Annotated in this window: 23 protein-coding genes and 1 tRNA gene; 11 read left to right on the top strand and 13 right to left on the bottom strand. The window is 67.7% G+C overall.

The annotated features are described in order from the left end of the window. Positions 1-176: 176 nt before the first annotated feature. Complete coding sequence (locus tag F6Q13_RS09855) at positions 177-896, top strand: 2OG-Fe(II) oxygenase (RefSeq protein WP_293055631.1); 720 nt, start codon at positions 177-179, stop codon at positions 894-896. Here F6Q13_RS09855 and F6Q13_RS09860 read toward each other — a convergent pair. The 5 genes from F6Q13_RS09860 to cobC are packed head-to-tail and all read right to left on the bottom strand — an operon-like array spanning position 881 to position 5,582. After that, positions 881-1,546, bottom strand: coding sequence for a bifunctional 2-polyprenyl-6-hydroxyphenol methylase/3-demethylubiquinol 3-O-methyltransferase UbiG (locus F6Q13_RS09860; RefSeq protein ID WP_293055634.1), 666 nt, complete (start codon positions 1,544-1,546; stop codon positions 881-883). The genes F6Q13_RS09855 and F6Q13_RS09860 overlap by 16 nt on opposite strands. Positions 1,547-1,601: 55 nt before the next feature. Then, positions 1,602-2,687, bottom strand: coding sequence for a bifunctional RNase H/acid phosphatase (locus F6Q13_RS09865; RefSeq protein WP_293055637.1), 1,086 nt, complete (start codon positions 2,685-2,687; stop codon positions 1,602-1,604). Next, positions 2,684-3,418, bottom strand: a complete 735-nt coding sequence (locus tag F6Q13_RS09870; RefSeq protein WP_293055640.1) for a zinc ribbon domain-containing protein — start codon at positions 3,416-3,418, stop codon at positions 2,684-2,686. Before F6Q13_RS09870 ends, F6Q13_RS09865 begins: the two co-directional genes overlap by 4 nt. Then, a complete protein-coding gene (locus F6Q13_RS09875) occupies positions 3,415-4,554 on the bottom strand; it encodes a Nif3-like dinuclear metal center hexameric protein (RefSeq protein ID WP_293055643.1) in 1,140 nt (379 codons plus the stop codon). Before F6Q13_RS09875 ends, F6Q13_RS09870 begins: the two co-directional genes overlap by 4 nt. Further along, positions 4,551-5,582, bottom strand: coding sequence for an Rv2231c family pyridoxal phosphate-dependent protein CobC (gene cobC, locus F6Q13_RS09880; protein ID WP_293055646.1), 1,032 nt, complete (start codon positions 5,580-5,582; stop codon positions 4,551-4,553). The genes F6Q13_RS09875 and cobC overlap by 4 nt, the downstream gene beginning before the upstream one ends. A 203-nt stretch (positions 5,583-5,785) precedes the next feature. On the opposite strand from cobC, the gene F6Q13_RS09885 reads away from it, so the two are divergent. Beyond that, complete coding sequence (locus tag F6Q13_RS09885) at positions 5,786-6,289, top strand: low molecular weight protein-tyrosine-phosphatase (RefSeq protein ID WP_293055649.1); 504 nt, start codon at positions 5,786-5,788, stop codon at positions 6,287-6,289. Further along, positions 6,289-7,128: an SURF1 family protein gene (locus F6Q13_RS09890; protein ID WP_293055652.1), complete on the top strand. Its 840-nt coding sequence runs from the start codon at positions 6,289-6,291 to the stop codon at positions 7,126-7,128. The genes F6Q13_RS09885 and F6Q13_RS09890 overlap by 1 nt, the downstream gene beginning before the upstream one ends. On the opposite strand, the gene F6Q13_RS09895 is transcribed toward F6Q13_RS09890, so the two are convergent. From F6Q13_RS09895 to F6Q13_RS09915, 5 genes are all read right to left on the bottom strand, one after another. Continuing rightward, the gene (locus F6Q13_RS09895) at positions 7,100-8,089 is read right to left on the bottom strand and encodes a cobalamin biosynthesis protein (protein ID WP_293055655.1); all 990 of its coding nucleotides are present in this window, start codon (positions 8,087-8,089) and stop codon (positions 7,100-7,102) included. The two genes, F6Q13_RS09890 and F6Q13_RS09895, sit on opposite strands and share 29 nt — an antisense overlap. Positions 8,090-8,430: 341 nt before the next feature. Beyond that, positions 8,431-8,502 (bottom strand) — tRNA-Val (locus F6Q13_RS09900). Between the two features lie 130 nt (positions 8,503-8,632). Next, a complete protein-coding gene (locus F6Q13_RS09905; protein WP_293055658.1) occupies positions 8,633-9,097 on the bottom strand; it encodes a peroxiredoxin in 465 nt (154 codons plus the stop codon). After that, a complete protein-coding gene (locus F6Q13_RS09910; protein ID WP_293055661.1) occupies positions 9,097-9,516 on the bottom strand; it encodes a DUF3052 domain-containing protein in 420 nt (139 codons plus the stop codon). The genes F6Q13_RS09905 and F6Q13_RS09910 overlap by 1 nt, the downstream gene beginning before the upstream one ends. Positions 9,517-9,674: 158 nt before the next feature. Next, on the bottom strand, positions 9,675-10,172 hold the full coding sequence (locus F6Q13_RS09915) for a hypothetical protein (protein WP_293055729.1): 498 nt from the start codon (positions 10,170-10,172) through the stop codon (positions 9,675-9,677). Between the two features lie 293 nt (positions 10,173-10,465). On the opposite strand from F6Q13_RS09915, the gene aceE reads away from it, so the two are divergent. The 7 genes from aceE (at position 10,466) to F6Q13_RS09950 (ending at position 20,225) form a co-directional block, all read left to right on the top strand. After that, entirely contained in the window at positions 10,466-13,258 is a 2,793-nt protein-coding gene (gene aceE, locus F6Q13_RS09920) for a pyruvate dehydrogenase (acetyl-transferring), homodimeric type (RefSeq protein ID WP_293055732.1), read from the top strand. Positions 13,259-13,318: 60 nt separating this feature from the next. Beyond that, a complete protein-coding gene (locus F6Q13_RS09925; protein ID WP_293055664.1) occupies positions 13,319-14,674 on the top strand; it encodes a CdaR family transcriptional regulator in 1,356 nt (451 codons plus the stop codon). A 128-nt stretch (positions 14,675-14,802) separates the two neighbouring features. Beyond that, a complete protein-coding gene (locus F6Q13_RS09930) occupies positions 14,803-15,732 on the top strand; it encodes an ACP S-malonyltransferase (protein WP_293055667.1) in 930 nt (309 codons plus the stop codon). Positions 15,733-15,837: 105 nt separating this feature from the next. Further along, a complete protein-coding gene (acpM, locus tag F6Q13_RS09935) occupies positions 15,838-16,185 on the top strand; it encodes a meromycolate extension acyl carrier protein AcpM (protein WP_293055670.1) in 348 nt (115 codons plus the stop codon). Then, a complete protein-coding gene (kasA, locus tag F6Q13_RS09940) occupies positions 16,182-17,432 on the top strand; it encodes a 3-oxoacyl-ACP synthase KasA (RefSeq protein ID WP_293055674.1) in 1,251 nt (416 codons plus the stop codon). Before acpM ends, kasA begins: the two co-directional genes overlap by 4 nt. An 83-nt stretch (positions 17,433-17,515) precedes the next feature. Continuing rightward, complete coding sequence (kasB, locus tag F6Q13_RS09945) at positions 17,516-18,775, top strand: 3-oxoacyl-ACP synthase KasB (RefSeq protein ID WP_293055677.1); 1,260 nt, start codon at positions 17,516-17,518, stop codon at positions 18,773-18,775. Between the two features lie 28 nt (positions 18,776-18,803). Further along, positions 18,804-20,225, top strand: a complete 1,422-nt coding sequence (locus F6Q13_RS09950) for an acyl-CoA carboxylase subunit beta (RefSeq protein WP_293055680.1) — start codon at positions 18,804-18,806, stop codon at positions 20,223-20,225. A 49-nt stretch (positions 20,226-20,274) separates the two neighbouring features. On the opposite strand, the gene F6Q13_RS09955 is transcribed toward F6Q13_RS09950, so the two are convergent. Genes F6Q13_RS09955 through F6Q13_RS09965 form a run of 3 tightly spaced genes read right to left on the bottom strand, consistent with a single transcriptional unit; the run spans position 20,275 to position 22,675 of the window. Next, positions 20,275-20,568 carry a hypothetical protein gene (locus F6Q13_RS09955; protein WP_293055682.1) on the bottom strand — a complete coding sequence of 98 codons (294 nt, stop codon included), beginning with the start codon at positions 20,566-20,568 and terminating at the stop codon, positions 20,275-20,277. Next, entirely contained in the window at positions 20,565-22,112 is a 1,548-nt protein-coding gene (locus tag F6Q13_RS09960) for a glycerol-3-phosphate dehydrogenase/oxidase (protein ID WP_293055685.1), read from the bottom strand. Before F6Q13_RS09960 ends, F6Q13_RS09955 begins: the two co-directional genes overlap by 4 nt. Further along, the gene (locus F6Q13_RS09965) at positions 22,109-22,675 is read right to left on the bottom strand and encodes a TetR/AcrR family transcriptional regulator (protein ID WP_293055688.1); all 567 of its coding nucleotides are present in this window, start codon (positions 22,673-22,675) and stop codon (positions 22,109-22,111) included. The genes F6Q13_RS09960 and F6Q13_RS09965 overlap by 4 nt, the downstream gene beginning before the upstream one ends. A 41-nt stretch (positions 22,676-22,716) precedes the next feature. Here F6Q13_RS09965 and F6Q13_RS09970 point away from each other — a divergent pair. Continuing rightward, positions 22,717-23,586, top strand: an 870-nt coding sequence (locus F6Q13_RS09970; protein ID WP_293055735.1) for an FAD-binding oxidoreductase, incomplete at its 3' end; no start/stop codon positions are given.

Raw genomic sequence — 23,586 nt, forward strand, 5'->3', positions numbered from 1 at the left:
TCCGCCATCTCGTGCCGCTTGGCCCGGTCACCGATCGTAGGTGCCTGGACGCCGACCCCCGGCCCAAGAGCCACATCGCCCAGCGCAGTCTGTTTGGCCAGCGAATCGATCAGTGCACCTACACGACCATAGGTTCGGTAGTACGTGACTTCGCGGTCCTGGCTATCGTGACAACGATGAGGCCGCCCGACCGATGGCATCGGCGCGTCGCCGCCGCCGACTGGCACGCCATCACCGCCGCCGTCAACGCCGACGGCGGTGCGCTGCTTCCCCGACTGCTCACCCGCGCCGAGGCCATGCGGTTGCGCAAGCTCTACCACAGCGACGCGCTGTTCCGCGCCACCATCGAGATGCGACAGCGCCGCTACGGCTCGGGGCAGTACCGGTATTTCCGCTCCCCGTATCCCGAGCCGGTCGAGCGGCTCAAGCAGGCGCTGTACCCGCGGCTGCTGCCGATCGCCCGGGATTGGTGGGCCAAGCTCGGCCGCAAGACGCCGTGGCCGGACAGCCTCGAGGAGTGGCTGGGAATGTGTCATGCTGCGGGCCAGACCAGACCGACGGCGCTGCTGTTGCGATACGGTCCCGACGACTGGAACGCACTGCATCAAGACCTCTACGGGGAGTTGGTTTTCCCGCTCCAAGTGGTAATCAACCTCAGCGACCCCGACACCGAATACAGCGGTGGCGAGTTTTTGCTCGTGGAACAACGGCCGCGGGCTCAGTCCCGCGGCACCGCAATTGCGCTGCCCCACGGCCACGGATATCTCTTCACCACCCGTGACCGGCCGGTGCGATCCACCCGCGGCTGGTCGACATCACCGGTGCGGCATGGTCTTTCCGTTGTACGCTCCGGCGAGCGCTACGCGCTCGGACTCATTTTTCACGACGCCGCCTGACCGTCTAACCGCCGCAGGACGATGATGTTGTCACGCAGGGTCGCGGGTTGACCGTCGGGACCGGCCGTCTCCCGCTCAGCAGTTTCAACCCGCACCTGCTGCCACCGGCGCCGGTCCAGCTGCAGCGATTCGATCACCTGCCCGGTGGAGGGGAAGTCGTGGTGCTGATGGTGGTTGCCGCGACGCATCCACGGCGGGGCCTCTGCGTGGTCGACGATCAACAGCACGCCGCCCGGTTTCACGCTTGCGGCGGCGCGCCGCAGGATCGCATCACGATCCAACCGCGCCGGCGAATGCAGGTACTGCGCCGACACCAAGTCGAAGGTGCCGTCCGGGAAGCTTTCAGACAGGTCGTGACGCTGGAAATCGATGCGGTCGGTGATATTTCGTGCACGGGCTTCGGCGGCTGCGCGGCGCAGCGCATTCTCCGAAATATCCACGCCCACCACGTGCCATCCCTTTTCAGCCAGCCACAGCACATCGGCGCCCTCCCCGCAGCCCAGGTCTAGTGCCGATCCGGGTGTCATGCCGGCAGCCACCTCCGCCAGCCGTGCGTTGACCCGCCCACTCCACACCCGATCCGTCCCGCCGTAGCGCTCCTCCCAGAACTGCCGCGCCTCGTTTGTTCCGCTATCTATTCCGTTGTCCATGACGCCAGCTTGCAAGCCCGCGTGCCCGGTGGCAATCCGATGCGCCGTTTCAGCACTACAAATGGCTGGTCTGGTTGACCAGACGCACCGACGACGCCCCATCGGGGTAGAACTCGGCAATACTGAGCGACGCCAGATCCAGATGCAACCGGTACAGGATGCCCGCCCCGACGTCCAGAGCGAGCCTCAAGAACATCTTGATCGGCGTCACGTGCGACACCACCAGCACCGTTGTTCCGGCGTGCTCGTCGACGATCCGGTCCCGGGCCTGCACCACGCGCAGGTGCACCGAGTCGAAACTCTCCCCGCCCGGCGGTGCGATGCTGGTGTCGCGCAGCCATCGCCGGTGCAGCTCGGGATCGCGGTGCGCGGCCTCGGCGAAGGTCAGGCCCTCCCAGGCACCGAAATCGGTTTCGATGAGATCGGCATCGACGATCACGTCCAGGCCCAGCGCCTTGCCGGCCATGGTCGCGGTGTCATAGCAGCGTTGCAGCGGAGAGCTGAGCACCGCGGCTATTGCGCCGCGTCGCGCGATGTAGCGCACTGCCGCATCGGCCTGCCGGCGGCCCAGTTCGGTCAGCGCCGGGTCGCCGCGACCCGAATAGCGCCGCTCGAGCGACAACTCGGTCTGGCCGTGACGCAACAGAACAAGCCGGGTGGCCGTGCCGCGCGCCCCGGTCCAGCCCGGTGCCGAGGCGGGCTCGGGTTCGCGGGCCCCGGTGACAGGATCCTCAGCCTCGGCGGCGGCGTTCATCGCCTCGTTCGCCAGCCGATCGGCATAGGAATTCTGCCCGCGCGGCACCCAGGTGTAGCGGACGCGGTCGAATCGTGACGCCAGCGCGGCGGCCTCGGCATGCAGTGCCCCCAGATCGGGGTGTTTGACCCGCCACCGCCCCGACATCTGCTCCACTACCAGCTTGGAGTCCATCACCACGGCGACCTCGGACGCGCCCAGTCGCGCCGCCTCGGCCAGGCCGGCGATCAGACCGCGGTATTCGGCGACGTTGTTGGTGGCCCGGCCGATCGCTTGCTTACACTCGGCCAGCACGGTGGTGCGGTCGGCTGTCCATATCACCGCTCCGTATCCGGCGGGCCCGGGATTGCCGCGGGACCCGCCGTCGGCCTCGACGATCACTTTCACCGGCCGGATTCCTCGATGCGCAAAAGAATTGCACCGCACTCCGGGCAACGCAGCACCTCGTCGTCGTCGGCGGCGGCGATGCGGGCCAGCTCACCGCGGTCGATTTCCAGGCGGCAGGCGCCGCAGCGTCGCCCCAGCAGTCGTGCGGCGCCCGGTCCGCCGCCGGCCCGCTGGCGCTCGTACAGCGCGGCCAGCTCGGGTTTCAGCGCCGCGGTCAGTTCCTCGCGCCGCGATGATCGCTGCCGGCGTGACTCGGCGATCTCGGCCAGGGCGTTGTCTCGGGCCTGCTCAGCGCTGGCCAGTCCGGCCTGCAGATCCTCGAGCGCGGCCAGCCCGGCAGTTTGCTGATTCTGCAGCTCCTCGCGGCGCTCCATCACCTCCAGCAACGAATCCTCCAGACGGTCTTGGCGTCGCCGCAAAGTTTCCAGCTCGTGCTGCAGGTCGGTGAGTTGCTTGGCATCTGCCACCGAGCTCAGCAGCGCGCGGTCGCGTTCGGCGCGTTGGCGGACCGCGTCGATTTCGGATTCGTATCGCGAAACTTGCGTATCCAAGTCCTCCAACGCGATGCCGATGGCCGCCAGCCGATTGGCGAGGACAGCACGGTCGGCCTGCGCCTGCTCGTAGGCCTGCTGTTCGGGCAGATGACTCGCCCGGTGCGCGATCCGGGCCAGTTCCCCGTCCAGCTCCGCCAATTCGAGCAACGAACGCTGCTGCGCCACATCAGCTTTCATGACAGCCAACCTCCGGCGGGATCGCCGACGTTCCACGGATCGGTACGGATGGGACTCACCCGCACCGGCAAGGCGGCACCAAAGGCCGACACCAACACCTCGGCCGCCTGGCGGCACCAAGGGTATTCGCTGGCCCAGTGGGCGACATCGACGAGAGCTGTCCCGCAGCGGCGCAGGTGCTCGTCGGCCGGGTGGTGACGCAAATCGGCCGTAACGTAGGCGTGCACGTTCGCGGCCGCAACAGCCTGCAGCAACGAGTCGCCCGCGCCGCCGCACACCGCCACCCGTGACACCGGCATCTGCGGGTCGCCGGCAGCCCGCACCCCCCAGGTCGTTAGCGGCAGGCGCTCGTCAACGCGAGAGACGAAGACCTCCAACGGTTCTGGCTTGGGGAGCACGCAGACACGACCCAGCCCGGCATCACTCGGCAGCGGCGCCAGCGGGATGATGTCGAACGCCGGCTCCTCGTACGGGTGTGCGGCGCGCAGCGCGGCGAGCACTCGGCGTCGCGCACCCGCCGGTGCGACGGCCTCCACCCGGTCCTCGACCACCTTCTCGACGGCGCCGACACTGCCAATCGCCGGGGACGCCCCAGCGCGAGGCAGGAACTGGCCGGTGCCGGTGACACTCCAGCTGCACTGCGCGTAGTCGCCGATGTCTCCCGCACCGGCCGCGAAGATCGCCGCCCGCACCCCGTCGGCATGCTCGGGCGGCACGAAGATCACCCACTTGTCCAGGTCGGCAGCTGTGGTCTGCGGCTCGAGCGCCGATTCGACCGTCAGCCCGAGTGCCTCGGCCAACGCGTCGGAGACGCCCGGCGATGCCGCGTCGGCGTTGGTGTGCGCGGTGAACAGTGAACGGCCCGAACGGATCAGACGGTGCACCAACGCACCCTTGGCCGTGCTGGCCGCCACCGTGTCCACCCCGCGCAGCAGCAGCGGATGATGGGCCAGCAACAGCCCGCCGTCGGGAACGTCGTCGACAACCGGGGCGGTGGCGTCGATAGCGATCGTCACCGACGTCAGCACGTCGTCGGGATCTCCGCACACCAGGCCGACCGAATCCCAGGGCTGCGCCAACCGTGGCGGGTAGGCCGCATCCAGCACTGCGACGACGTCAGCCAGCCGCACGGTCACGGCAGTATCTCCCGCAGCGCCCCGACCAGCACCGGCCAATCCTCACGCACTGCAGCCCGCAGATACTGCCCGCCCAGGCCGACGAATGTGTCACACGGCCGCACCGCGATACCTCTGGCGTGCAGGTGCTTGCGAACCAGCTCGGCGTCGCCGACCCTAAACAGCACGAACGGCGCCCGGCCGTCGACCACGTCGATGCCCAGCTCCTCAAGCCCGGCCACCAGCTCGGCGCGCACCCTCGCCAGCCGCTCGGCTCCTGCGCGGGCTTCGGCCACCGCATCGGGCGCACAACAGGCCGCGATGGCCGCCAACTGCAGCGTGCCCAGCGGCCAGTGCGCCCGCCGGGAGGTCAGCCGCGACAGCAGTTCCGGCGCGCCCAGGCCGTAGCCCACCCGCAGCCCGGCCAGCGACCAGGTCTTCGTCAGACTGCGCAGCACCAGCACATCGGGCAGCGATGCACCGGCCAGCGACTCGGGCTCCCCCGGCACCGCATCGATGAAAGCCTCATCGACCACCAGGATCCGGCCGGGCCGGCGCAGCGCCAGGAGCTGCTCGCGGGCGTGCAACACCGCGGTCGGGTTGGTGGGATTGCCCACCACGACGAGATCGGCCTCATCGGGCAGCTGCGCGCCCGCCAGACCGAACGGCGGTTCCACGACCACGTGACGCACCGGGACACCGGCGGCGCTCAGCGCCGCGTACGGTTCGGTGAACGACGGCGCGATCAGCGCCGCCAGCCTCGGACGCAGGTTGGCCAGCAGGGCGAACCCTTCGGCGACCCCGGCCAGCGGCAGCACCTCGCCGATGGCCCGGCCATGGCGGGCGGCGACCGCATGAACCGCGGCGCGCTGGTCATAGCCCCCCGGATATCGAGCCAGGTCCGGCAGCCGCTCGGCGAGCCGCCGCACCAGCCACAGCGGCGGTTGGCCAGCGCGCACGTTGACGGCGAAATCCAGCATGCCGGGCCCGGCGGCCTGATCTCCGTGGTAGCGCGCGTCGACTGCCGCGCTCCGATCCAGACCCGCCATCCCTCAAACACTAACGGTCTCGCCGGCAGCGCCGTGAGGCCTCACGGACAATCAGGCACTCGGGGACATCAGGAACAATGGCTATGTGGCAGTCACACTGTGCGCCGGTTCGAGGCCCACTCGGTCGCTGGCGCGACCGCGACCGGCGCGCTTCGATGTGCCCGGCATGCTCGCGGGGGCGGCTGGCTCGGGGAGGGTGTTCGATGGCTGAGCCTGATCGCCCGCGGCTGCATGTCACGTTCGTCTGCACCGGCAACATCTGCCGGTCGGCGATGGCCGAAAAGATGTTCGCCCATCAGATCAGCCAGCGTGGTCTGCGCGAAGCGGTGCGGGTGACCAGCGCCGGAACCGCCGGCTGGCACATCGGCGCGCCCGCCGACGAGCGCGCCGGCCGAGTGCTGCGCGCTCATGGCTATCCCGCCGATCACCGCGCGGCCCTGATCGGCCGCGACCACCTCGAGGCCGACCTGGTGGTGGCGCTGGCCCGCAACCACGTCCGCCAACTGCACGAGCTGGGCGTCGACGCTGACCGAATCCGGATGCTGCGATCGTTCGACCCGCGCTCGGGAGCACACGTACTCGACGTCGATGACCCCTACTACGGCGACCATGCCGATTTCGAAGCGCTGTTCTCCACTATCGAGGCCGCGCTGCCCGGTCTGCACGACTGGGTCGACGACCAGCTTGCCCGCAACGGTCACTGCTGATGCGGCGGCTGGCATTCCTGGTGCGCCCGGGTTGGCTCGCGCTGACGGTAGGAGTGGTCGGGTTTACCTACTTGTGTTTTTCCGTGCTGGCACCGTGGCAGCTGGGCAAGAATTCCCGGACCGTACGGGAGAACACCCAGATCGAACAGTCGCTGACGGCGGCTCCCGTTCCGCTGACAACGTTGTTGCCGCAGCAGAATTCTTCGGCGCCCGACGCCCAGTGGCGTCGGGTCACGGCCACCGGCCGTTATCTTGCGAACGCGCAAGTGCTGGCCCGACTGCGGGTTGTCGGCGGAGATCCGGCATTCGAGGTGTTGGTGCCGTTCGCCGTCGACGGCGGGCCCACCGTGCTGGTCGACCGCGGCTATGTTCGCCCTGAGCAGGGTACACGGGTACCGGTGATCCCCGGGCCGCCGCAGGACACGGTGACGATCACGGCACGGCTGCGCGACTCGGAACCACCCATGCCGGGCAAAGAGCCATTCGTCAAAGATGGTGTGCGACAGGTATATTCGATCAACATCAGCCAGGTTTCCGCAGTGACCGGGGTGCCGCTGGCCGGGTCCTACCTGCAACTGGTCGACAACCAGCCCGGCGGTCTCGGCGTGATCGGGGTGCCGCATCTGGATGCCGGGCCGTTCCTGTCGTACGGCATCCAGTGGATCTCGTTCGGGATCGCCGCGCCGGTCTTGCTCGGGTATTTCGTCTACGCCGAGATCCGGACTCGCCGGACGGAAAAAAGTCACCCACCGCCGACCGCGCCGACTGAGCCGCAGACCCCGGCTGAGCCGCGGACCATCGAGGAGAAACTCACCGACCGCTACGGTCGGCGCCGCTAAAACCCGGCGCCCGCCGCACGCGGCGCCGCCTTGCCAGGCCGGCGCCGGCACACAACAGCGTCGCCACAACCTGCACCACGCGGGACAGCAGCACGGCGCGGCGCAGGTCGGACACCGACGGTGGCGGCCCCACCCCCAGGATGGGTCGGTTCTGTAGTTGGTAGTGGTAGTGCGTCGGTCCCCCCAGCCGTACCCCCAACGCCCCGGCAAATGCCGCCTCCACGACTCCGGCGTTGGGGCTGGGATGCCGACCCGCGTCGAAAAGCCAGGCCCGCACCGCGCCCGCCGACGACCCGGCGACGGCCGGCGCGCACACCGCCGCCAGCGCAGCGGTGATCCGCGCGGCGATGTAGTTGGCCGCGTCGTCCAACCGCGCTGCGGCCCAGCCGAACCGGATGTAGCGCGGCGACCGGTGGCCGACCATGGAGTCCAACGTGTTGACCGCGCGATACCCCAGCACGGCGGGAGCTCCGCCGACGGCTGCCCACAGCAGCGGCGCCACGTGCGCATCGGAGGTGTTCTCTGCGACCGATTCGACCGCCGCGCGCGTCAGGCCTTCGGCGTCCAGCAGCATGGGGTCTCGGCCACACAGCGACGGCAGCAGCCCTCTGGCGGCATCGAGGTCCTCGACGGCCAGCAGTTCGGCCATCTCCAGCCCGGTGCGCGCCAGTGACGTCCCCGCCAGCGACACCCAGGTGGCTGCCGCGGTCGCGGCAGCCGACCAGAGGCGCCCACGCCGATCGGCGCCGCGCTGCAGCGCGGCGCCGAGCAGGCCCGTACTACCCACCAGCACGCCGACGTGCACCACACCGGCTACTTGGCTGTCGCGGTAGGTCATCCGCTCCGCAGCTCTTGCCGCCGCGCCGAAGCCGGCAACCGGATGCCCGGCGCGCGGATCACCAAAGACGAGATCGGCGAGGTAGCCGGCCGCTGCGCCGAGCACCTGGGGCACCGCAAACACACCGGCAGCGTCGCACACGGCCGATCCATGCAGCGCAGCCGCCGGACGAGTTTACGCAGCTAGGCGGATACAGCGAGCACGGCAATCGCTATCATGCATAGCACGGCCAGGATAAACCAGGGCTGCAGAAAGATGCGGTCACGCGGACTAGTCTGCGTGCGTGAGGATTTCACCAAATCTGTCGTGTGCTCAGGCGTCAGTTGTGAAGTCACGCCTCAAGCATTCACAATGTCTCGAGGCAGGTAAATGTGTTACTCGCCTCATTTGCACTGTATTGCGTTGCTGCTCACTTGCGTCCGATTCCCCGGTCGTCCAAGCAGCGTGTTGCCCGTGAGTTCACGTGGGCGCGGACGGGATCGAACCGCCGACCGCTGGTGTGTAAAACCAGAGCTCTACCACTGAGCTACGCGCCCGTTTCGCGCACGCTACCTCCCCGGACACCCGGTGCCCAAAACGGCGGCCATGGGCGCCGCCGGGCAGATCGCACGCGCTCTGCGGCGTGCCGGGGGGCACGTGCGCGCTCGCGCATCACTGACACAGGCCTCAGTGCTTCTCCAACGCCGCCAGCGCTTGGGTCCACAGCTGCAGGTCGCGCGCTTCGCCGGGCTGCTTCATCTCCGCGAATCGTATGACCCCCGACCGGTCGATGACGAAAGTGCCGCGGTTGGGGTAGCCGGCCTGGTCGTTGAACACGCCGTAAGCCTGGCTGACCTCGCCATGCGGCCAGAAGTCGGACAGCACCGGGAACAAAAACCCGCTTTCGGCCGCCCACACCTTATGGGTGGGCGGCGGCCCGACCGAAATGGCCAGCACCGCGCTGTGGTCGTTGTCGTAGTCGGGCAGATGATCACGCACTTGGTCGAGTTCGCCCTGGCAGATGCCGGTGAACGCGAGCGGGAAGAACACCAGCAGCACATTTTTTGCGCCACGGTAGTCACGCAGGGTCACCGGCTGCCGGTTTTGGTCGCTCAGGGTGAAGTCCGGCGCCGTCGTGCCGACGGTCAGCATCAGCGTCGACCCGCCCGCGACTTGGGCTGGACCAACCTGCTGGCGCTCCAATCGCCCAGGCTCACCGAGGAGGTCGGCATCAAGCCCGCGGTCGGCGCCGATTCGGCGATCTCGGCGGGCAGCACATGACCCGGCCGGCCGGTCTTGGGGGTCAGCACCCAGATCACACCGTCCTCGGCCAGTCCGGTGATCGCGTCCATCAGCGTGTCCACCAGGTCGCCGTCACCGTCACGCCACCACAACAGCACGACGTCGACCACCTCGTCGGTGTCCTCGTCGAGCAATTCGCCACCGCACGCGTCCTCCACGTCGGCGCGGATGTTGTCGTCGGTGTCCTCGTCCCAGCCCCACTCCTGGACAACCTGGCCTTTCTGAACGCCCAGTTTGCGGGCGTAACTCGGGGCGTCACCCGCCGCCATTACCGTGCGACCCTCCCTTTCAGCTTCACGACTCTTCCAGGCTAAGCACGCGCTGCGATGCGCACTATCGTTGCACAGCCGGGCCCACCTGACACGCCTGTATCAAGATGAGCCTCCGCCGGGCACCGGAGCCGATGTACCGGCGCCCCAGACGCCCGTCACAGGGCAGCGCGGCACGACCGCTTCGCTTTGGTCATGGTGTCGTTGAACTGGTCGATGGCGTGGTTCAGCACCGACGGTGTGGGGTCGGGGCCGATGGTCTTGGCCACGGCGCGGGCGGCCTCGACATAAGCGTTGAGCATTTCCCGCAGTTCCGGCGACAGCGCGTCGCTGATACTGCCGGCGGTCAGGTCGGCGCTGTGATTGAGCGAATCCTTGGCCGGGCCTGCGGTGGGTGCGGTGCTGGCGCCGTGGTTGAGCGCATCGACGTAAGCATTCAGCTTGTCAACGGCTTCCTTGGCGCTGGCGGCGAACGACAAACACGCTGTGGTCACAGCACGCTTGGTCAGTGTTGCCTGCCGCTGGGACTCCCGGATGCTCGATGTCGCAAGCGATGCCGATACCGACGCCGACACCGAGGCCCGGTAGGCTTGCGCCATCGCGGTGTCGACGGTCGACGTCCCCTCGGTGATCGTCGTGCACCCGACGATCGCCATCAGCGCCGCCGCCGCACAGCCGAGCACCAGCGCCCCGACCCGCAGACGGCGTCCCGCCGACGTCTCCGCGACCCGGTGCCCTGAATCGGGCTGGGCCGCGACATGCCTTGCGATCAGCACAGTCCGTGACGTTACCGGTTGATCAAATCACCGCCGCCCAGGTGCACCGACTTCGCCGCGCGCCGCCGACTGCGTCGGCCGACCCTACACCACAGCGAACCGGGTGCGGCACGATGGAGGTACCACAACCGGCCGCGACGCCCACCCAGGACGCCCACGTGAGGAGCAGTGAATTGACCACCGAGTTCGTGCGCCAGAACCTGGCGAAAAACCCAAGCAGCGCAGGCGGACACGATCGGGTGCGGGTGATCCGCGAAGGTGTGGCGTCGTATCTGCCCGACATCGACCCTGAGGAGACGTCGGAGTGGCTGGAGTCCTTCGACGAGCTGCTGGAACGCTCGGGTCCGGCGCGGGCGCGCTACCTGTTGTTGCGGCTGCTGGAACGGGCGGGCGAGCAGCGGGTGGCCATCCCGGCGCTGACCTCGACCGACTACGTCAACACCATCCCCACCGAGTCCGAACCGTGGTTTCCGGGAGACGAGGATGTCGAACGTCGCTACCGCGCGTGGATCAGGTGGAACGCCGCAATCATGGTTCATCGCGCCCAGCGCCCGGGTGTGGGTGTGGGCGGCCACATCTCGACCTATGCCTCCTCCGCCGCGCTCTACGAGGTCGGCTTCAACCACTTTTTCCGCGGCAAGTCGCATCCGGGCGGCGGCGACCAGGTTTTCATCCAGGGCCACGCTTCCCCCGGCATCTACGCCCGCGCCTTCCTGGAGGGTCGGCTGACCGCCGATCAGCTCGACGGCTTCCGCCAGGAGCACAGTCATCCCGGCGGAGGGCTGCCGTCTTATCCGCACCCGAGGCTGATGCCCGACTTTTGGGAGTTCCCCACGGTGTCGATGGGTCTCGGGCCGATGAACGCCATCTACCAGGCCCGGTTCAACCACTACCTGCATGACCGGGGCATCAAGGACACCTCCGACCAGCATGTGTGGTGCTTTTTGGGTGACGGGGAGATGGACGAGCCGGAAAGCCGGGGATTGCTGCATGTCGCCGCTCTCGAGGGTCTGGACAACCTGACGTTCGTGATCAACTGCAACCTGCAGCGCCTGGACGGGCCGGTGCGCGGCAACGGCAAGATCATCCAGGAGCTGGAGTCGTTTTTCCGCGGGGCCGGTTGGAACGTGATCAAGGTGATCTGGGGCCGTGAGTGGGACGCACTGCTGCATGCCGACCGCGACGGCGCGCTGGTCAATCTGATGAACGTCACCCCCGACGGCGACTTCCAGACCTACAAGGCCAACGACGGCGGCTACGTGCGCGAACACTTCTTCGCCCGTGATCCGCGCACTAAAGCGCTGGTAGAAAACATGACTGACCAAGAGATCTGGAACCTCAAGCGCGGCGGCCACGACTACCGCAAGGTGTATGCCGCTTATAAGGCGGCGGTGGAGCACAAGGGCCAGCCGACGGTGATCTTGGCCAAGACGATCAAAGGCTACGCGCTGGGTAAGCACTTCGAAGCGCGTAACGCCACCCACCAGATGAAAAAGCTCACGCTGGAGGACCTGAAGGAGTTTCGCGACACGCAACGGATTCCGATTTCGGATGCCCAGCTGGAGGAGGACCCGTATCGACCGCCGTACTACCACCCGGGCCCGGATGCGCCGGAAATCCGCTACCTGCTGGACCGCCGCCGCACCCTCGGCGGCTTCCTCCCGGAACGCCGCACCAAATCCAAGGTGCTCTCACTGCCCGGCCGCGATACCTACCGGGCACTGAAGTCAGGCTCGGGAAACCAGGAGGTCGCCACCACCATGGCGGCTGTCCGCACCTTCCGGGAAATCCTGCGCGACAAAGAATTCGGCAAACGTCTGGTACCGATTATTCCCGACGAGGCCCGCACCTTCGGAATGGATTCGTGGTTCCCGTCGATGAAGATCTACAACCGCAACGGGCAGCTGTACACCTCCGTCGACGCCGATCTGATGCTGGCCTACAAGGAAAGCGTCGAGGGGCAGATCCTGCACGAAGGCATCAATGAGGCGGGGGCGGTGGCTTCCTTCACCGCCGCCGGGACGTCGTATGCCACGCACAACGAGCCGATGATCCCGATTTACATCTTCTATTCGATGTTCGGTTTTCAGCGCACCGGCGACGGTTTGTGGGCCGCCGGCGACCAGATGGCCCGCGGATTCCTGCTCGGCGCCACAGCCGGGCGCACCACCTTGACGGGCGAGGGACTCCAGCACGCCGACGGCCACTCGCTTCTGCTGGCCAGCGCTCACCCCGCGGTGGTCGCCTACGATCCCGCGTTCGCCTACGAAATCGCCTACATTGTGGAAAGCGGGCTGGCTCGCATGTTCGGGGAAAACCCGGAGAACGTCATGTTCTACCTCACCGTCTACAACGAGCCCTATGCGCAGCCGGCGGAGCCGGAGAACTTCGACCCCGAAGGCCTGCTGCGGGGCATCTACCGCTACCGCGCCGCCGCGGAGCGCCGCGCCAACACCGCCCACATTCTGGCCTCCGGAGTAGCCATGCCGGCGGCGTTGAAAGCTGCCGAGATGCTGGCTGCCAAGTGGGATGTCGCCGCCGACGTCTGGTCGGTGACGAGCTGGACTGAGCTCAGCCGTGACGGCATCGCCGTCGACAAAGAAAAGCTCCGTCACCCGGACCGCCCGGCCGCAGTGCCCTATCTGACCCGGGCCCTGTCCGGCGCGACCGGCCCGATCGTTGCGGTCTCGGACTGGATGCGTGCGGTTCCCGAGCAGATCCGGCCCTGGGTGCCCAACACTTACGTCACTTTGGGCACCGACGGGTTCGGTTTCTCCGACACCCGGTCCGCCGCCCGCCGCTATTTCAACACCGACGCCGAATCCCAGGTCGTCGCGGTGCTCGACGCGCTGGCCCGGGACGGTGCCATCGATCCGTCGGTGCCGGTCGCGGCGGCTCGTGAATACCGGATCACCGAGGTGCAAGCCGCGCCGGTGCCCGCCTCCGGGACCGGCCCGAACGCCTGACAGCGCGGCGGCGGTCCTGTATTTGGTGGAAACGCCACAAGCCGGGAGTAGCTTCTAGGCGTGGCCGACAACAACGCGGGGCAGTTCCGATTGCCGCGCACGACGCTGGATCTGCTGGCCACGGTGCCGGAGTCACTGCTGCGGCGACTGAAGCAGTATTCCGGCCGGCTGGCCACCCAGGCTGTTGCGGCAATGCAGGAACGGCTGCCGTTTTTCGCCGAGCTGGAAGCCTCCCAACGTGCCAGCGTCGCACTGGTGGTGCAGACCGCGGTGGTGAACTTCGCCGAGTGGATGGCCGATCCGGGCAGCAACGTCAGCCACACCGCGCAGGCGTTCGAACTGGTTCCCCAGGAATTGACCCGGCGAATACCGCTGCGCCACACCGTCGAGATGGTGCGGGTGACGATGGAATTTTTCGAGGAGGTCGTCCCGATTTTGGCCCGCTCCGAAGAGCAGGTCACCGCGCTCACGGTGGGTATTTTGAAGTACAGCCGCGACCTGGCGTTCAGCACCGCCTCGGCATATGCCGACGCCGCCGAGGCGCGCGGCGCCTGGGACAGCCGGATGGAGGCCAGTGTTGTCGACGCGGTGGTGCGCGGCGACACCGGACCCGAATTGCTGTCCCGGGCGGCGGCGCTGAACTGGGATACCACCGCTCCGGCGACGGTGGTGGTGGGTACTCCGGCGCCGGGCCGCGCAGGTGACCCCGGTCAGGCCGCCAGCCAGGACGTTCGCGATATCGCCGCCCGGCATGGGCGTGCCGCCCTGACCGACGTGCACGGCACCTGGCTGGTGGCCATCGTGTCCGGCCAGCTTGCGCTCACCGACAAGTTTCTCTCCGAGTTGCTGGACGCGTTCTCCGACGGCCCGGTGGTGATCGGCCCGACGGCCCCCACGCTGACCGCGGCCTACCACAGCGCCAGCGAAGCCATCTCCGGAATGAACGCGGTCGCCGGGTGGCGCGGGGCCCCGCGGCCCGTGTTGGCACGCGAACTGCTGCCCGAACGCGCCCTGATGGGCGACGCGTCGGCCATCGCGGCCCTGCACACCGACGTCATGCGGCCGCTGGCCGATGCCGGGCCCACACTGACCGAAACGTTGGACGCCTACTTGGACTGCGGCGGCGCGATCGAAGCCTGTGCGCGCAAATTGTTCGTGCATCCAAACACGGTGCGCTACCGGCTCCGCCGCATCACCGACTTCACCGGCCGCGATCCCACCCAGCCGCGGGACGCCTATGTGCTTCGCATGGCCACCACGGTCGGGCACCTCGCCCACCAGGCACAGCAAGCCAGCGCCACGGGCAGCGCTATAACCCCCGCCCCGCGCCCGGTGGTCAGGGATCTCGTCGAGCCCTCCGCCGGACACCGTGATGGAGGACCCCACAAAGACCTGCGGGAGACATCCCGCAAGTGATAAGTCGCGACAGGATATCAAATACGTCGCATCGAGAGATTTTTTGTACCCTTTCCACAAAAACATAAGACAAGGTTCATATTCTCGTACACCCCGCAAATCCGCCTTCACAGTGTTCTCTTAAACACGTGATTGCGTTACTCGCTCCCGGACAGGGTTCGCAGACTCCCGGAATGCTGGCGCCGTGGCTGGAGCTGCCCGGCGCAACAGATCGGCTTGCGTCCTGGTCGGCTGCCTCTGGTCTGGACCTCATCCGACTGGGCACCACCGCGACCGCCGAGGAGATTACCGATACCGCCGTCACCCAACCGCTGGTAGTCGCGGCCACGCTGCTCGCCCATGAAGAACTGTCCCGGCGCGGCGTGTTGGCCCCGGCATCGACTGCAATGATCGTCGCCGGCCACTCGGTGGGCGAAATCGCCGCCTACGCGATCGCCGGGGTGATCTCCGCCGACGACGCGGTGGTGCTGGCCGCCACCCGGGGCGCCGAAATGGCCAGGGCGTGCGCGCTGGAGCCGACGGGCATGTCTGCGGTTCTCGGCGGGGACGAGGCCGAGGTGCTGAGCCGGCTCGAGCAGCTCGACCTGGTTGCCGCCAACCGCAACGCCGCAGGCCAGATTGTCGCTGCCGGACGACTGACCGCCCTGGACAAACTCGCCGAAGATCCCCCCGCCAGGGCCAGGGTGCGTCCGCTGGGCGTGGCCGGCGCCTTCCACACCGCGTTCATGGCCTCCGCGATGACCGGCTACGCGGCAGCGGCAGCCGCCATCACGACGTCCGAACCCACGGCAATACTGCTCTCGAACCGCGACGGGCAGCCGGTATCCTCGGCGGCCGACGCGATGGACAAGCTCGTTGCGCAACTGACCCGCCCGGTTCGCTGGGATCTGTGTACCGCGACGCTGCGCCGGCACGCCGTCACGGGGATCGTCGAGCTCCCGCCGGCGGGTACCCTGGCCGGCATCGCCAAACGGGAACTTCGCGGGATTGCGACGCGAGCCATCAACTGCCCCGCAGACCTCGACGGCTGCAGCGAGCTACCCCAGCCGGAGCGGTAACCACCGAGCTGCCCAACCGGTATGCAAGCCGGTCCGGCCGCCAGCACAACCACATATCGCATGTTTCATCACAGGTAACACCACATATAACGAAGGGAAGCCACCGTGCCCGTCACCCAGGAAGAAATCATCGCCGGTCTCGCCGAGATCATCGAAGAGGTCACCGGTATCGAGCCCTCGGAGATCACCCCGGAGAAGTCGTTCGTCGACGACTTGGACATCGACTCGCTGTCGATGGTCGAGATCGCGGTGCAGACCGAGGACAAGTACGGCGTCAAGATCCCCGACGAGGACCTGGCCGGCCTTCGTACCGTCGGCGACGTCGTGGAGTACATCCAAAAGCTCGAGGAAGAAAACCCAGAGGCCGCCCAGGCCATCCGCGCGAAGATCGAGGCGGAAAACCCCGAGGCCGTCGAGGCGGTCCGCGCACGGCTGGAAGCCGACAGCAAGTGACCAAGCCTTCCACTGCGAACGGCGGTTTCCCCAGCGTTGTGGTCACCGCCGTCACGGCGACGACGTCCATCGCGTCGGACATCGAGAGCACGTGGAAGGGCTTACTGGCCGGCGAGAGCGGTATCCACGTCCTCGAAGACGAGTTCGTGACCAAGTGGGATCTGCCCGCCAAGATCGGCGGGCACCTCAAGGATCCCATCGACGACCACATGGGCCGGCTCGACTTGCGACGCATGTCGTATGTCCAGCGGATGGCCAAGCTGCTCAGCGGTCAACTATGGGAGGCCGCGGGCAACCCCGACGTCGACCCCGACCGGTTCACGGTCGTGGTCGGCACCGGCCTGGGCGGCGCCGAGCGGATCGTCGAAAGCTACGACCTGATGAACGAGGGCGGACCTCGTAAAGTCTCACCGCTGGCCGTGCAGATGATCATGCCCAACGGCGCAGCGGCCACCGTGGGCCTGCAGTTGGGGGCCCGTGCCGGGGTGATGACTCCGGTGTCGGCCTGTTCATCGGGCTCGGAGGCCATTGCCCACGCCTGGCGGCAGATTGTGCTCGGCGACGCCGACATCGCCGTGTGCGGCGGTGTCGAGGGCCCCATCGAAGCGCTGCCGATCGCGGCGTTTTCGATGATGCGGGCCATGTCTACCCGCAACGACGACCCCGAGGGGGCGTCCCGTCCGTTCGACAAGGACCGGGACGGATTCGTGTTCGGCGAGGCGGGCGCGCTCATGCTCATCGAAACCGAGGAGCACGCCAAAGCCCGTGGCGCCACACCGCTGGCCCGGTTGATGGGCGCGGGCATCACCTCGGATGCTTTCCACATGGTGGCGCCGGCCCCGGACGGTGTCCGGGCCGGCAAGGCCATGCTGCGGGCCCTGGAGCTGTCCGGCTTGTCGGCCAAAGACATCGACCACGTCAACGCGCACGCCACCGCTACACCGATCGGGGACACCGCCGAGGCCAACGCGATCCGGGTCGCCGGGTGCGAACACGCCGCGGTCTACGCGCCCAAGTCGGCACTGGGCCATTCGATAGGCGCAGTGGGGGCGCTGGAGTCGGTGCTGACCGTGCTGACGCTGCGCGATGGCGTGATCCCGCCGACGCTGAATTACCGGACCCCAGACCCCGAGATCGACCTCGACATCGTCGCCGGCGAGCCCCGCTACGGCGACTACCGCTACGCCATCAACAATTCGTTCGGTTTCGGCGGACACAACGTTGCGCTCGCGTTCGGGCGTTACTGAGCACGGCGTCCGGGGACGATACGGGCCGTAAAGCGGTCCGGGAGGAACCGGACAACTGAGGAAAGGAACGTATCGAAAGACTCATGACAGAGCTGGTTACGGGGAAAGCTTTCCCCAATGTGGTGGTTACCGGCATTGCCATGACGACCGCCCTGGCCTCCGATGCGGAGACCACCTGGAAGCTGCTGCTCGACGGGCAAAGCGGTATCCGCACCCTGGACGACCCGTTCGTCGAGGAATACGACCTGCCGGTTCGCATCGGCGGGCACCTCGTCGAGGAGTTCGACAGTCAGCTGAACCGCGTCGAGCTCCGCCGGATGGGTTACCTGCAGAAGATGGCCACCGTGCTGAACCGGCGGGTGTGGGATAACGCCGGCAGCCCCGAGGTTGACACGAACCGGCTAGCGGTATCGGTCGGCACCGGGCTCGGCTCCACTGAGGAGTTGGTTTTCAGCTACGACGACATGCGCGTTCGGGGCATGAAGGCGGTCTCGCCCCTGGCGGTGCAAAAGTACATGCCCAACGGCGCGGCGGCGGCCATCGGGCTGGAGCGACACGCCAAAGCCGGGGTGATGACCCCGGTATCGGCGTGCGCATCCGGGTCGGAAGGCATTGCCCGCGCGTGGCAGCAGATTGTGCTCGGCGAGGCCGACATAGCGATCTGCGGAGGCGTCGAGACCAAGATCGAGGCAGTGCCGATCGCCGGGTTCGCCCAGATGCGCATCGTCATGTCGACCAACAACGACGACCCGGCCGGTGCCTGCCGCCCGTTCGACAAGGACCGGGACGGTTTTGTGTTCGGCGAGGCGGGCGCATTGATGGTCATCGAGACCGAGGAGCACGCGCGGGCCCGCGGCGCGAACATCTTGGCCCGGCTGATGGGGGCCGCCGTCACCTCCGATGGCTTCCACATGGTGGCGCCGGACCCCAACGGCGAGCGTGCCGGGCATGCGATGACCCGGGCGATCCAGTTGGCCGGCCTCACCCCGGCCGACATCGATCACGTCAACGCGCACGCCACCGGCACCACGGTCGGCGACCTGGCCGAGGGCAAGGCGATCAACAACGCGCTGGGCCCGCACGGTGGCAACGCCGCGGTCTATGCGCCCAAATCGGCGCTCGGCCACTCGGTAGGCGCGGTCGGTGCGGTGGAATCGATCCTTACGGTACTGGCGCTGCGCGACCAGATCGTGCCCCCGACACTGAACCTGGTCAATCTCGACCCCGAGATCGACCTGGATGTGGTGGCGGGCAAGCCGCGACCGGGCGACTACCGGTACGCGATCAACAACTCGTTCGGATTCGGCGGGCACAACGTAGCCCTGGCGTTCGGCCGCTACTGAGACTGCCCAACCGAGGAGGAGACCAGCGATGACGATCATGGCCCCGGAGGCGGTCGGGGAATCGCTCGATCCGCGTGATCCGCTGCTGCGCCTGACCACGTTCTTCGACGACGGCAGCGTCGAGCTGTTGCACGAGCGTGATCGCTCCGGGGCGCTGGCCGCCGCGGGCACCGTCAACGGTGTGCGCACCATCGCGTTCTGCACCGACGGCACGGTCATGGGCGGCGCAATGGGCGTCGAGGGGTGCACCCACATCGTCGACGCCTACGACACCGCTATCGCTGAGCAGAGCCCGATTGTGGGTATCTGGCACTCCGGCGGTGCACGGTTGGCCGAAGGGGTGCGCGCACTGCATGCAGTCGGGCTGGTGTTCGAGGCGATGATCCGGGCGTCCGGGTACATCCCGCAGATCTCGGTGGTCGTCGGGTTCGCCGCCGGTGGTGCCGCCTACGGACCGGCGCTGACCGACGTCATCGTCATGGCGCCGGACAGCCGGGTGTTCGTCACCGGCCCCGACGTGGTGCGCAGCGTCACCGGAGAAGACGTCGACATGGCGTCATTGGGCGGCCCGGACACCCATCACAAGAAATCCGGGGTCTGCCACATCGTCGCCGACGACGAGCTCGACGCTTATGAGCGAGGCCGCCGATTGGTCGGATTGTTCTGCCAGCAGGGCCATTTCGACCGCAGCAAGGCCGAGGCCGGTGACACCGATCTGCATGCGCTGCTGCCCGAGTCCTCGCGACGGGCCTACGATGTACACCCGATCGTCACCGCATTGCTCGACTCCGATACGCCGTTCGACGAGTTTCAGGCCAAGTGGGCGCCGTCGATGGTCATCGGGCTGGGCCGGTTGTCGGGCCGTACGGTCGGCGTGCTGGCCAACAACCCCCTACGCCTCGGCGGCTGCCTTAATTCCGAAAGCGCCGAGAAAGCAGCGCGTTTCGTGCGACTGTGCGACGCATTCGGGATTCCGCTGATCTGTGTTGTCGATGTTCCCGGCTACCTGCCCGGTGTCGACCAGGAATGGGGCGGTGTGGTGCGGCGCGGAGCCAAGCTGCTACACGCATTCGGCGAGTGCACCGTTCCACGGGTCACGCTGGTGACCCGAAAGATCTACGGCGGCGCCTACATCGCGATGAACTCCCGCTCACTAGGTGCCACGAAAGTGTTCGCCTGGCCCGACGCCGAAGTCGCAGTGATGGGCGCGAAGGCCGCGGTGGGCATCCTGCACAAAAAGAAACTGGCCGCCGCGCCCGAGCACGAGCGGGAGGCCCTGCACGACCAGCTTGCTGCCGAGCACGAGCGGATCGCGGGTGGCGTGGACAGCGCGATCGAGATCGGCGTCGTCGACGAGAAGATCGACCCGGCGCACACCCGCAGCAAGCTCACCGCGGCACTGGCCGAAGCCCCGGCCCGCCGTGGCCGTCACAAGAACATTCCGCTCTAGCTATTACCGCGGGCGGCGCCCATCGCCACCGAGCGATTGACGCGCGGCGTTACCAGCGATCGTCGGCCGGGAGTCGGGGCGCGACGGCGTCTGAGACCATGGCGTACGCGTGAGCCAACCTCTCGAGTTCGTTGGTGCTCGATCCGCTGAAATGCTGCAGTTTTTCGAGTTCGGCCCGGATCGCCTTGTACAACTCCTGCGCTGTGACGTTTCTCTCGTCGGTTGTGCCTGCGATGATCGGTCTCCTCTCACCAGTGCCGGTCACCATTGCCGGCCGTCGGCCGGTAGGCATATCTTCGCCCGAATGGCTCAGTTCTGCGATCGTTTTGCTGACGCTCGTCACCGGCCGTGCGAACCGAACCGTGCCACGAACTCTTCGGCCACCCCGACCACCCGCTCGCGGTCCGCGGGCACCAGACCGATGCGGGTGCGACGATCTACGATGTCGTCCACGCCCAGCGCACCCTCGTGGGTGATCGCGTACTCGAATTCGGCGCGGATCACATCGATCCCCTCGGCGACCGGCTCGGTGGGCCGCTCGCAGGTCGCAGTGGCCACGACGTTCGCCGCCTCGGCTCCGTAGCGCGCTATCAGTGAGGCCGGCAGGCCGGCGGTCACCGCAGCGTCGGCCCCCGGGTTCGCCGGCGCGCCGATCAGCGGCAGATCACGGGTGCGGCAATCACCGGCGCTCAAGCCTCGCACCGCGACGGTGCGGTCGAGTACGTCTTGGGCCATGTACCGGTATTCGGTCAGTTTGCCCCCGATCACGCTGATGACACCGGACGTCGATTCGACAACCGCATGCTCCCGAGAGATATCAGCGGTGCGTCCGGCTCCGGTGTCGATCAGCGGCCGCAGGCCGGCGTAGGCGCCCAAGATGTCGCTATGATCCAACGCGGTGTCCAACCCGGTGTTCACCGTCTCCAGCAGAAAACTCGTTTCGGCCGGGGTCGGTTGCGGCACATCGGGAACCGGCCCCGGGGCTTCTTCGTCGGTCAACCCGAGGTAGACCCGCCCCAGCTGCTCGGGCATGGCGAACACGAATCGGTTGAGCTCGCCGGGTATCGGAATCGTCAGCGCCGCAGTCGGATTACCGAAAGCCGCGGCGTCTAGGACAAGATGGGTCCCGCGGCTTGGCCGCAGCCGCAGAGCCGGGTCGACGTCGGCGGCCCACACCCCGGTCGCGTTGATGACCGCGCGCGCGGACACGTCGAACGATTCGCCGGAACGCCGATCGGTGAGCAGCACCGAGGTGCCCGTGGCCTGCGATGCCGCGACATAACTGAGGATTCGCGCACCATGTTGCGCCGCCGTCCGAGCGACCGCGGTCACCAGCCGGGCATCGTCGATCAGTTGCCCGTCGTACGCAAGCAGACCGCCGTGAAGCCCGTTTCGCCGCACCGCAGGCACCAGGTCGACCACGCGGCGCGCCGAAATGCGCCGCGAGCGAGGCAGCACCGAAACCGGCGTGCCCGCCAGCCTGCGCAGCACGTCGCCCGCGAAAAATCCGGTGCGCACCAACGCACGGGCAGAGCGGCCCATCGAGGGAAGCAAAGGGACCAGCTGCGGCATCGCACGTACCAGGTGGGGAGCGTTGCGCGTCATCAGGATCCCGCGTTCGATCGCACTGCGTCGCGCGATGCCCACATTGCCGGTGGCCAGGTATCGCAGGCCGCCGTGCACCAGTTTGGAACTCCAGCGACTGGTGCCGAACGCCAGATCGTGCTTGTCCACGCACGCCACCCGGAGGCCGCGCGACGCGGCGTCCAGCGCCACGCCGGCGCCGGTAATGCCACAGCCGATGACGAGGACGTCGAGCGGCGCGCCGTCGGCCAGGGCGGTCAGGTCGGCACTGCGGCGCGCCGCAGTGAGGGCGGTCGACATCATGACAGGTATCCGTGCAGCGCGTAACGCAGTTCGGCAGCCAGCGCGTCGGCGTCCAGAATCGGCCGCACGAGTTGGCCGGACTGAATCGTCGATTGGGTGATCAGCAGCACCATCGCGGCGAGTCGGCGCGGATCGCCGGAGCGCACGCTGCCGTCGCGTTGCCCTGCACGCAGCTCCTCCGCCAGCGCGTCGATCAACATCTGCTGGCTGGTACCCAGGCGTTCGGTGATGTAGACCAACGCCATTTCCGAGCGCAGCACCGCCATGACCAGCTCGTCACCGCGCAGACGTTGGGCGACCGCGACGATCCGGTCGACCAGCGCCTGCCGGCCCGGCCCACGGACCGGCGCCTCGCGCAGCGCGGCAGTGACCCGCTCGGTCAGCAGGGCGGCCAGGATCGACCGGGTGTCGGGCCAGCGGCGGTAGACGGTCGGGCGGCTCACCCCTGCCCGTCGCGCAATCTCGGCCAGTGTCACCCGCTCCGGGCCGAAGTCGACGACACAGCCGGCGGCGGCGGCCAGGATCCGGTCGGCCACCGGCCTAGCGTTACTGATTGACAGCATATGTAATACTGTAACGCATGCCCGACGACTTGCTGCCGCCGATGAAGTGGAACGCCTGGGGTGACCCGGCCGAGGCCAAGCCGCTTTCCGCAGGGCTTCGGTCGCTGCTCGAGCAGGCTTTCGGCGTGACCGGCACCGACGTGGCGCAACTCGAAGCCGACCAGGTACAGCTACGCCCCTCGGCGCTCACCCAAGCCGATCGTGATGCGCTGAGCGCCATCGTAGGCCGCGAGTATTGCCGGGTGGACGACCGCAACCGGCTGCTGCATGCCGGCGGGAAATCCACCCTGGACCTGTTGCGCCGCCGGGACCGTGTTCAGGATGCACCCGACGCGGTGTTGTTGCCGGGCGAGGACGACGACGTCGTGGCGATCCTGCGGTATTGCTCGCAGCATGGGATCGCCGTCGTCCCGTTCGGTGGCGGCACCAGCGTGGTCGGCGGGCTCGACCCGATCCGGGGCGCCTTCGACACAGTGGTGTCACTGGATCTGCGACGCTTCGACCGATTGCTCACCCTCGACACACTGTCCGGTGAAGCCGAGTTCGGCGCCGGTGTGACAGGTCCGCGGGCCGAGCGGCTGCTCGCCGAGTACGGCTTCTCGCTCGGTCACTTCCCGCAGAGCTTCGAGTTCGCCAGTCTCGGTGGCTTCGCCGCCACCCGCTCGTCGGGCCAGGACTCAGCGGGCTACGGGCGGTTCGACACGATGATTTGCGGGCTGCGGGCAATCACCCCCGCCGGTGTGCTGGATCTGGGCCGGGCTCCGGCCTCGGCGGCCGGTCCGGATCTTCGCCAGCTGCTGATCGGGTCGGAAGGTGTCTTCGGCGTCATCACCCGGCTGCGGTTGCGCGTCCATCAGGTACCGGAAGCCACCCGCTATGAAGCGTGGTCGTTCCCGGACTTTGCTACCGGC

The sequence above is a fragment of the Mycobacterium sp. genome (genome assembly GCF_008709575.1).
GTDB lineage: Bacteria > Actinomycetota > Actinomycetes > Mycobacteriales > Mycobacteriaceae > Mycobacterium.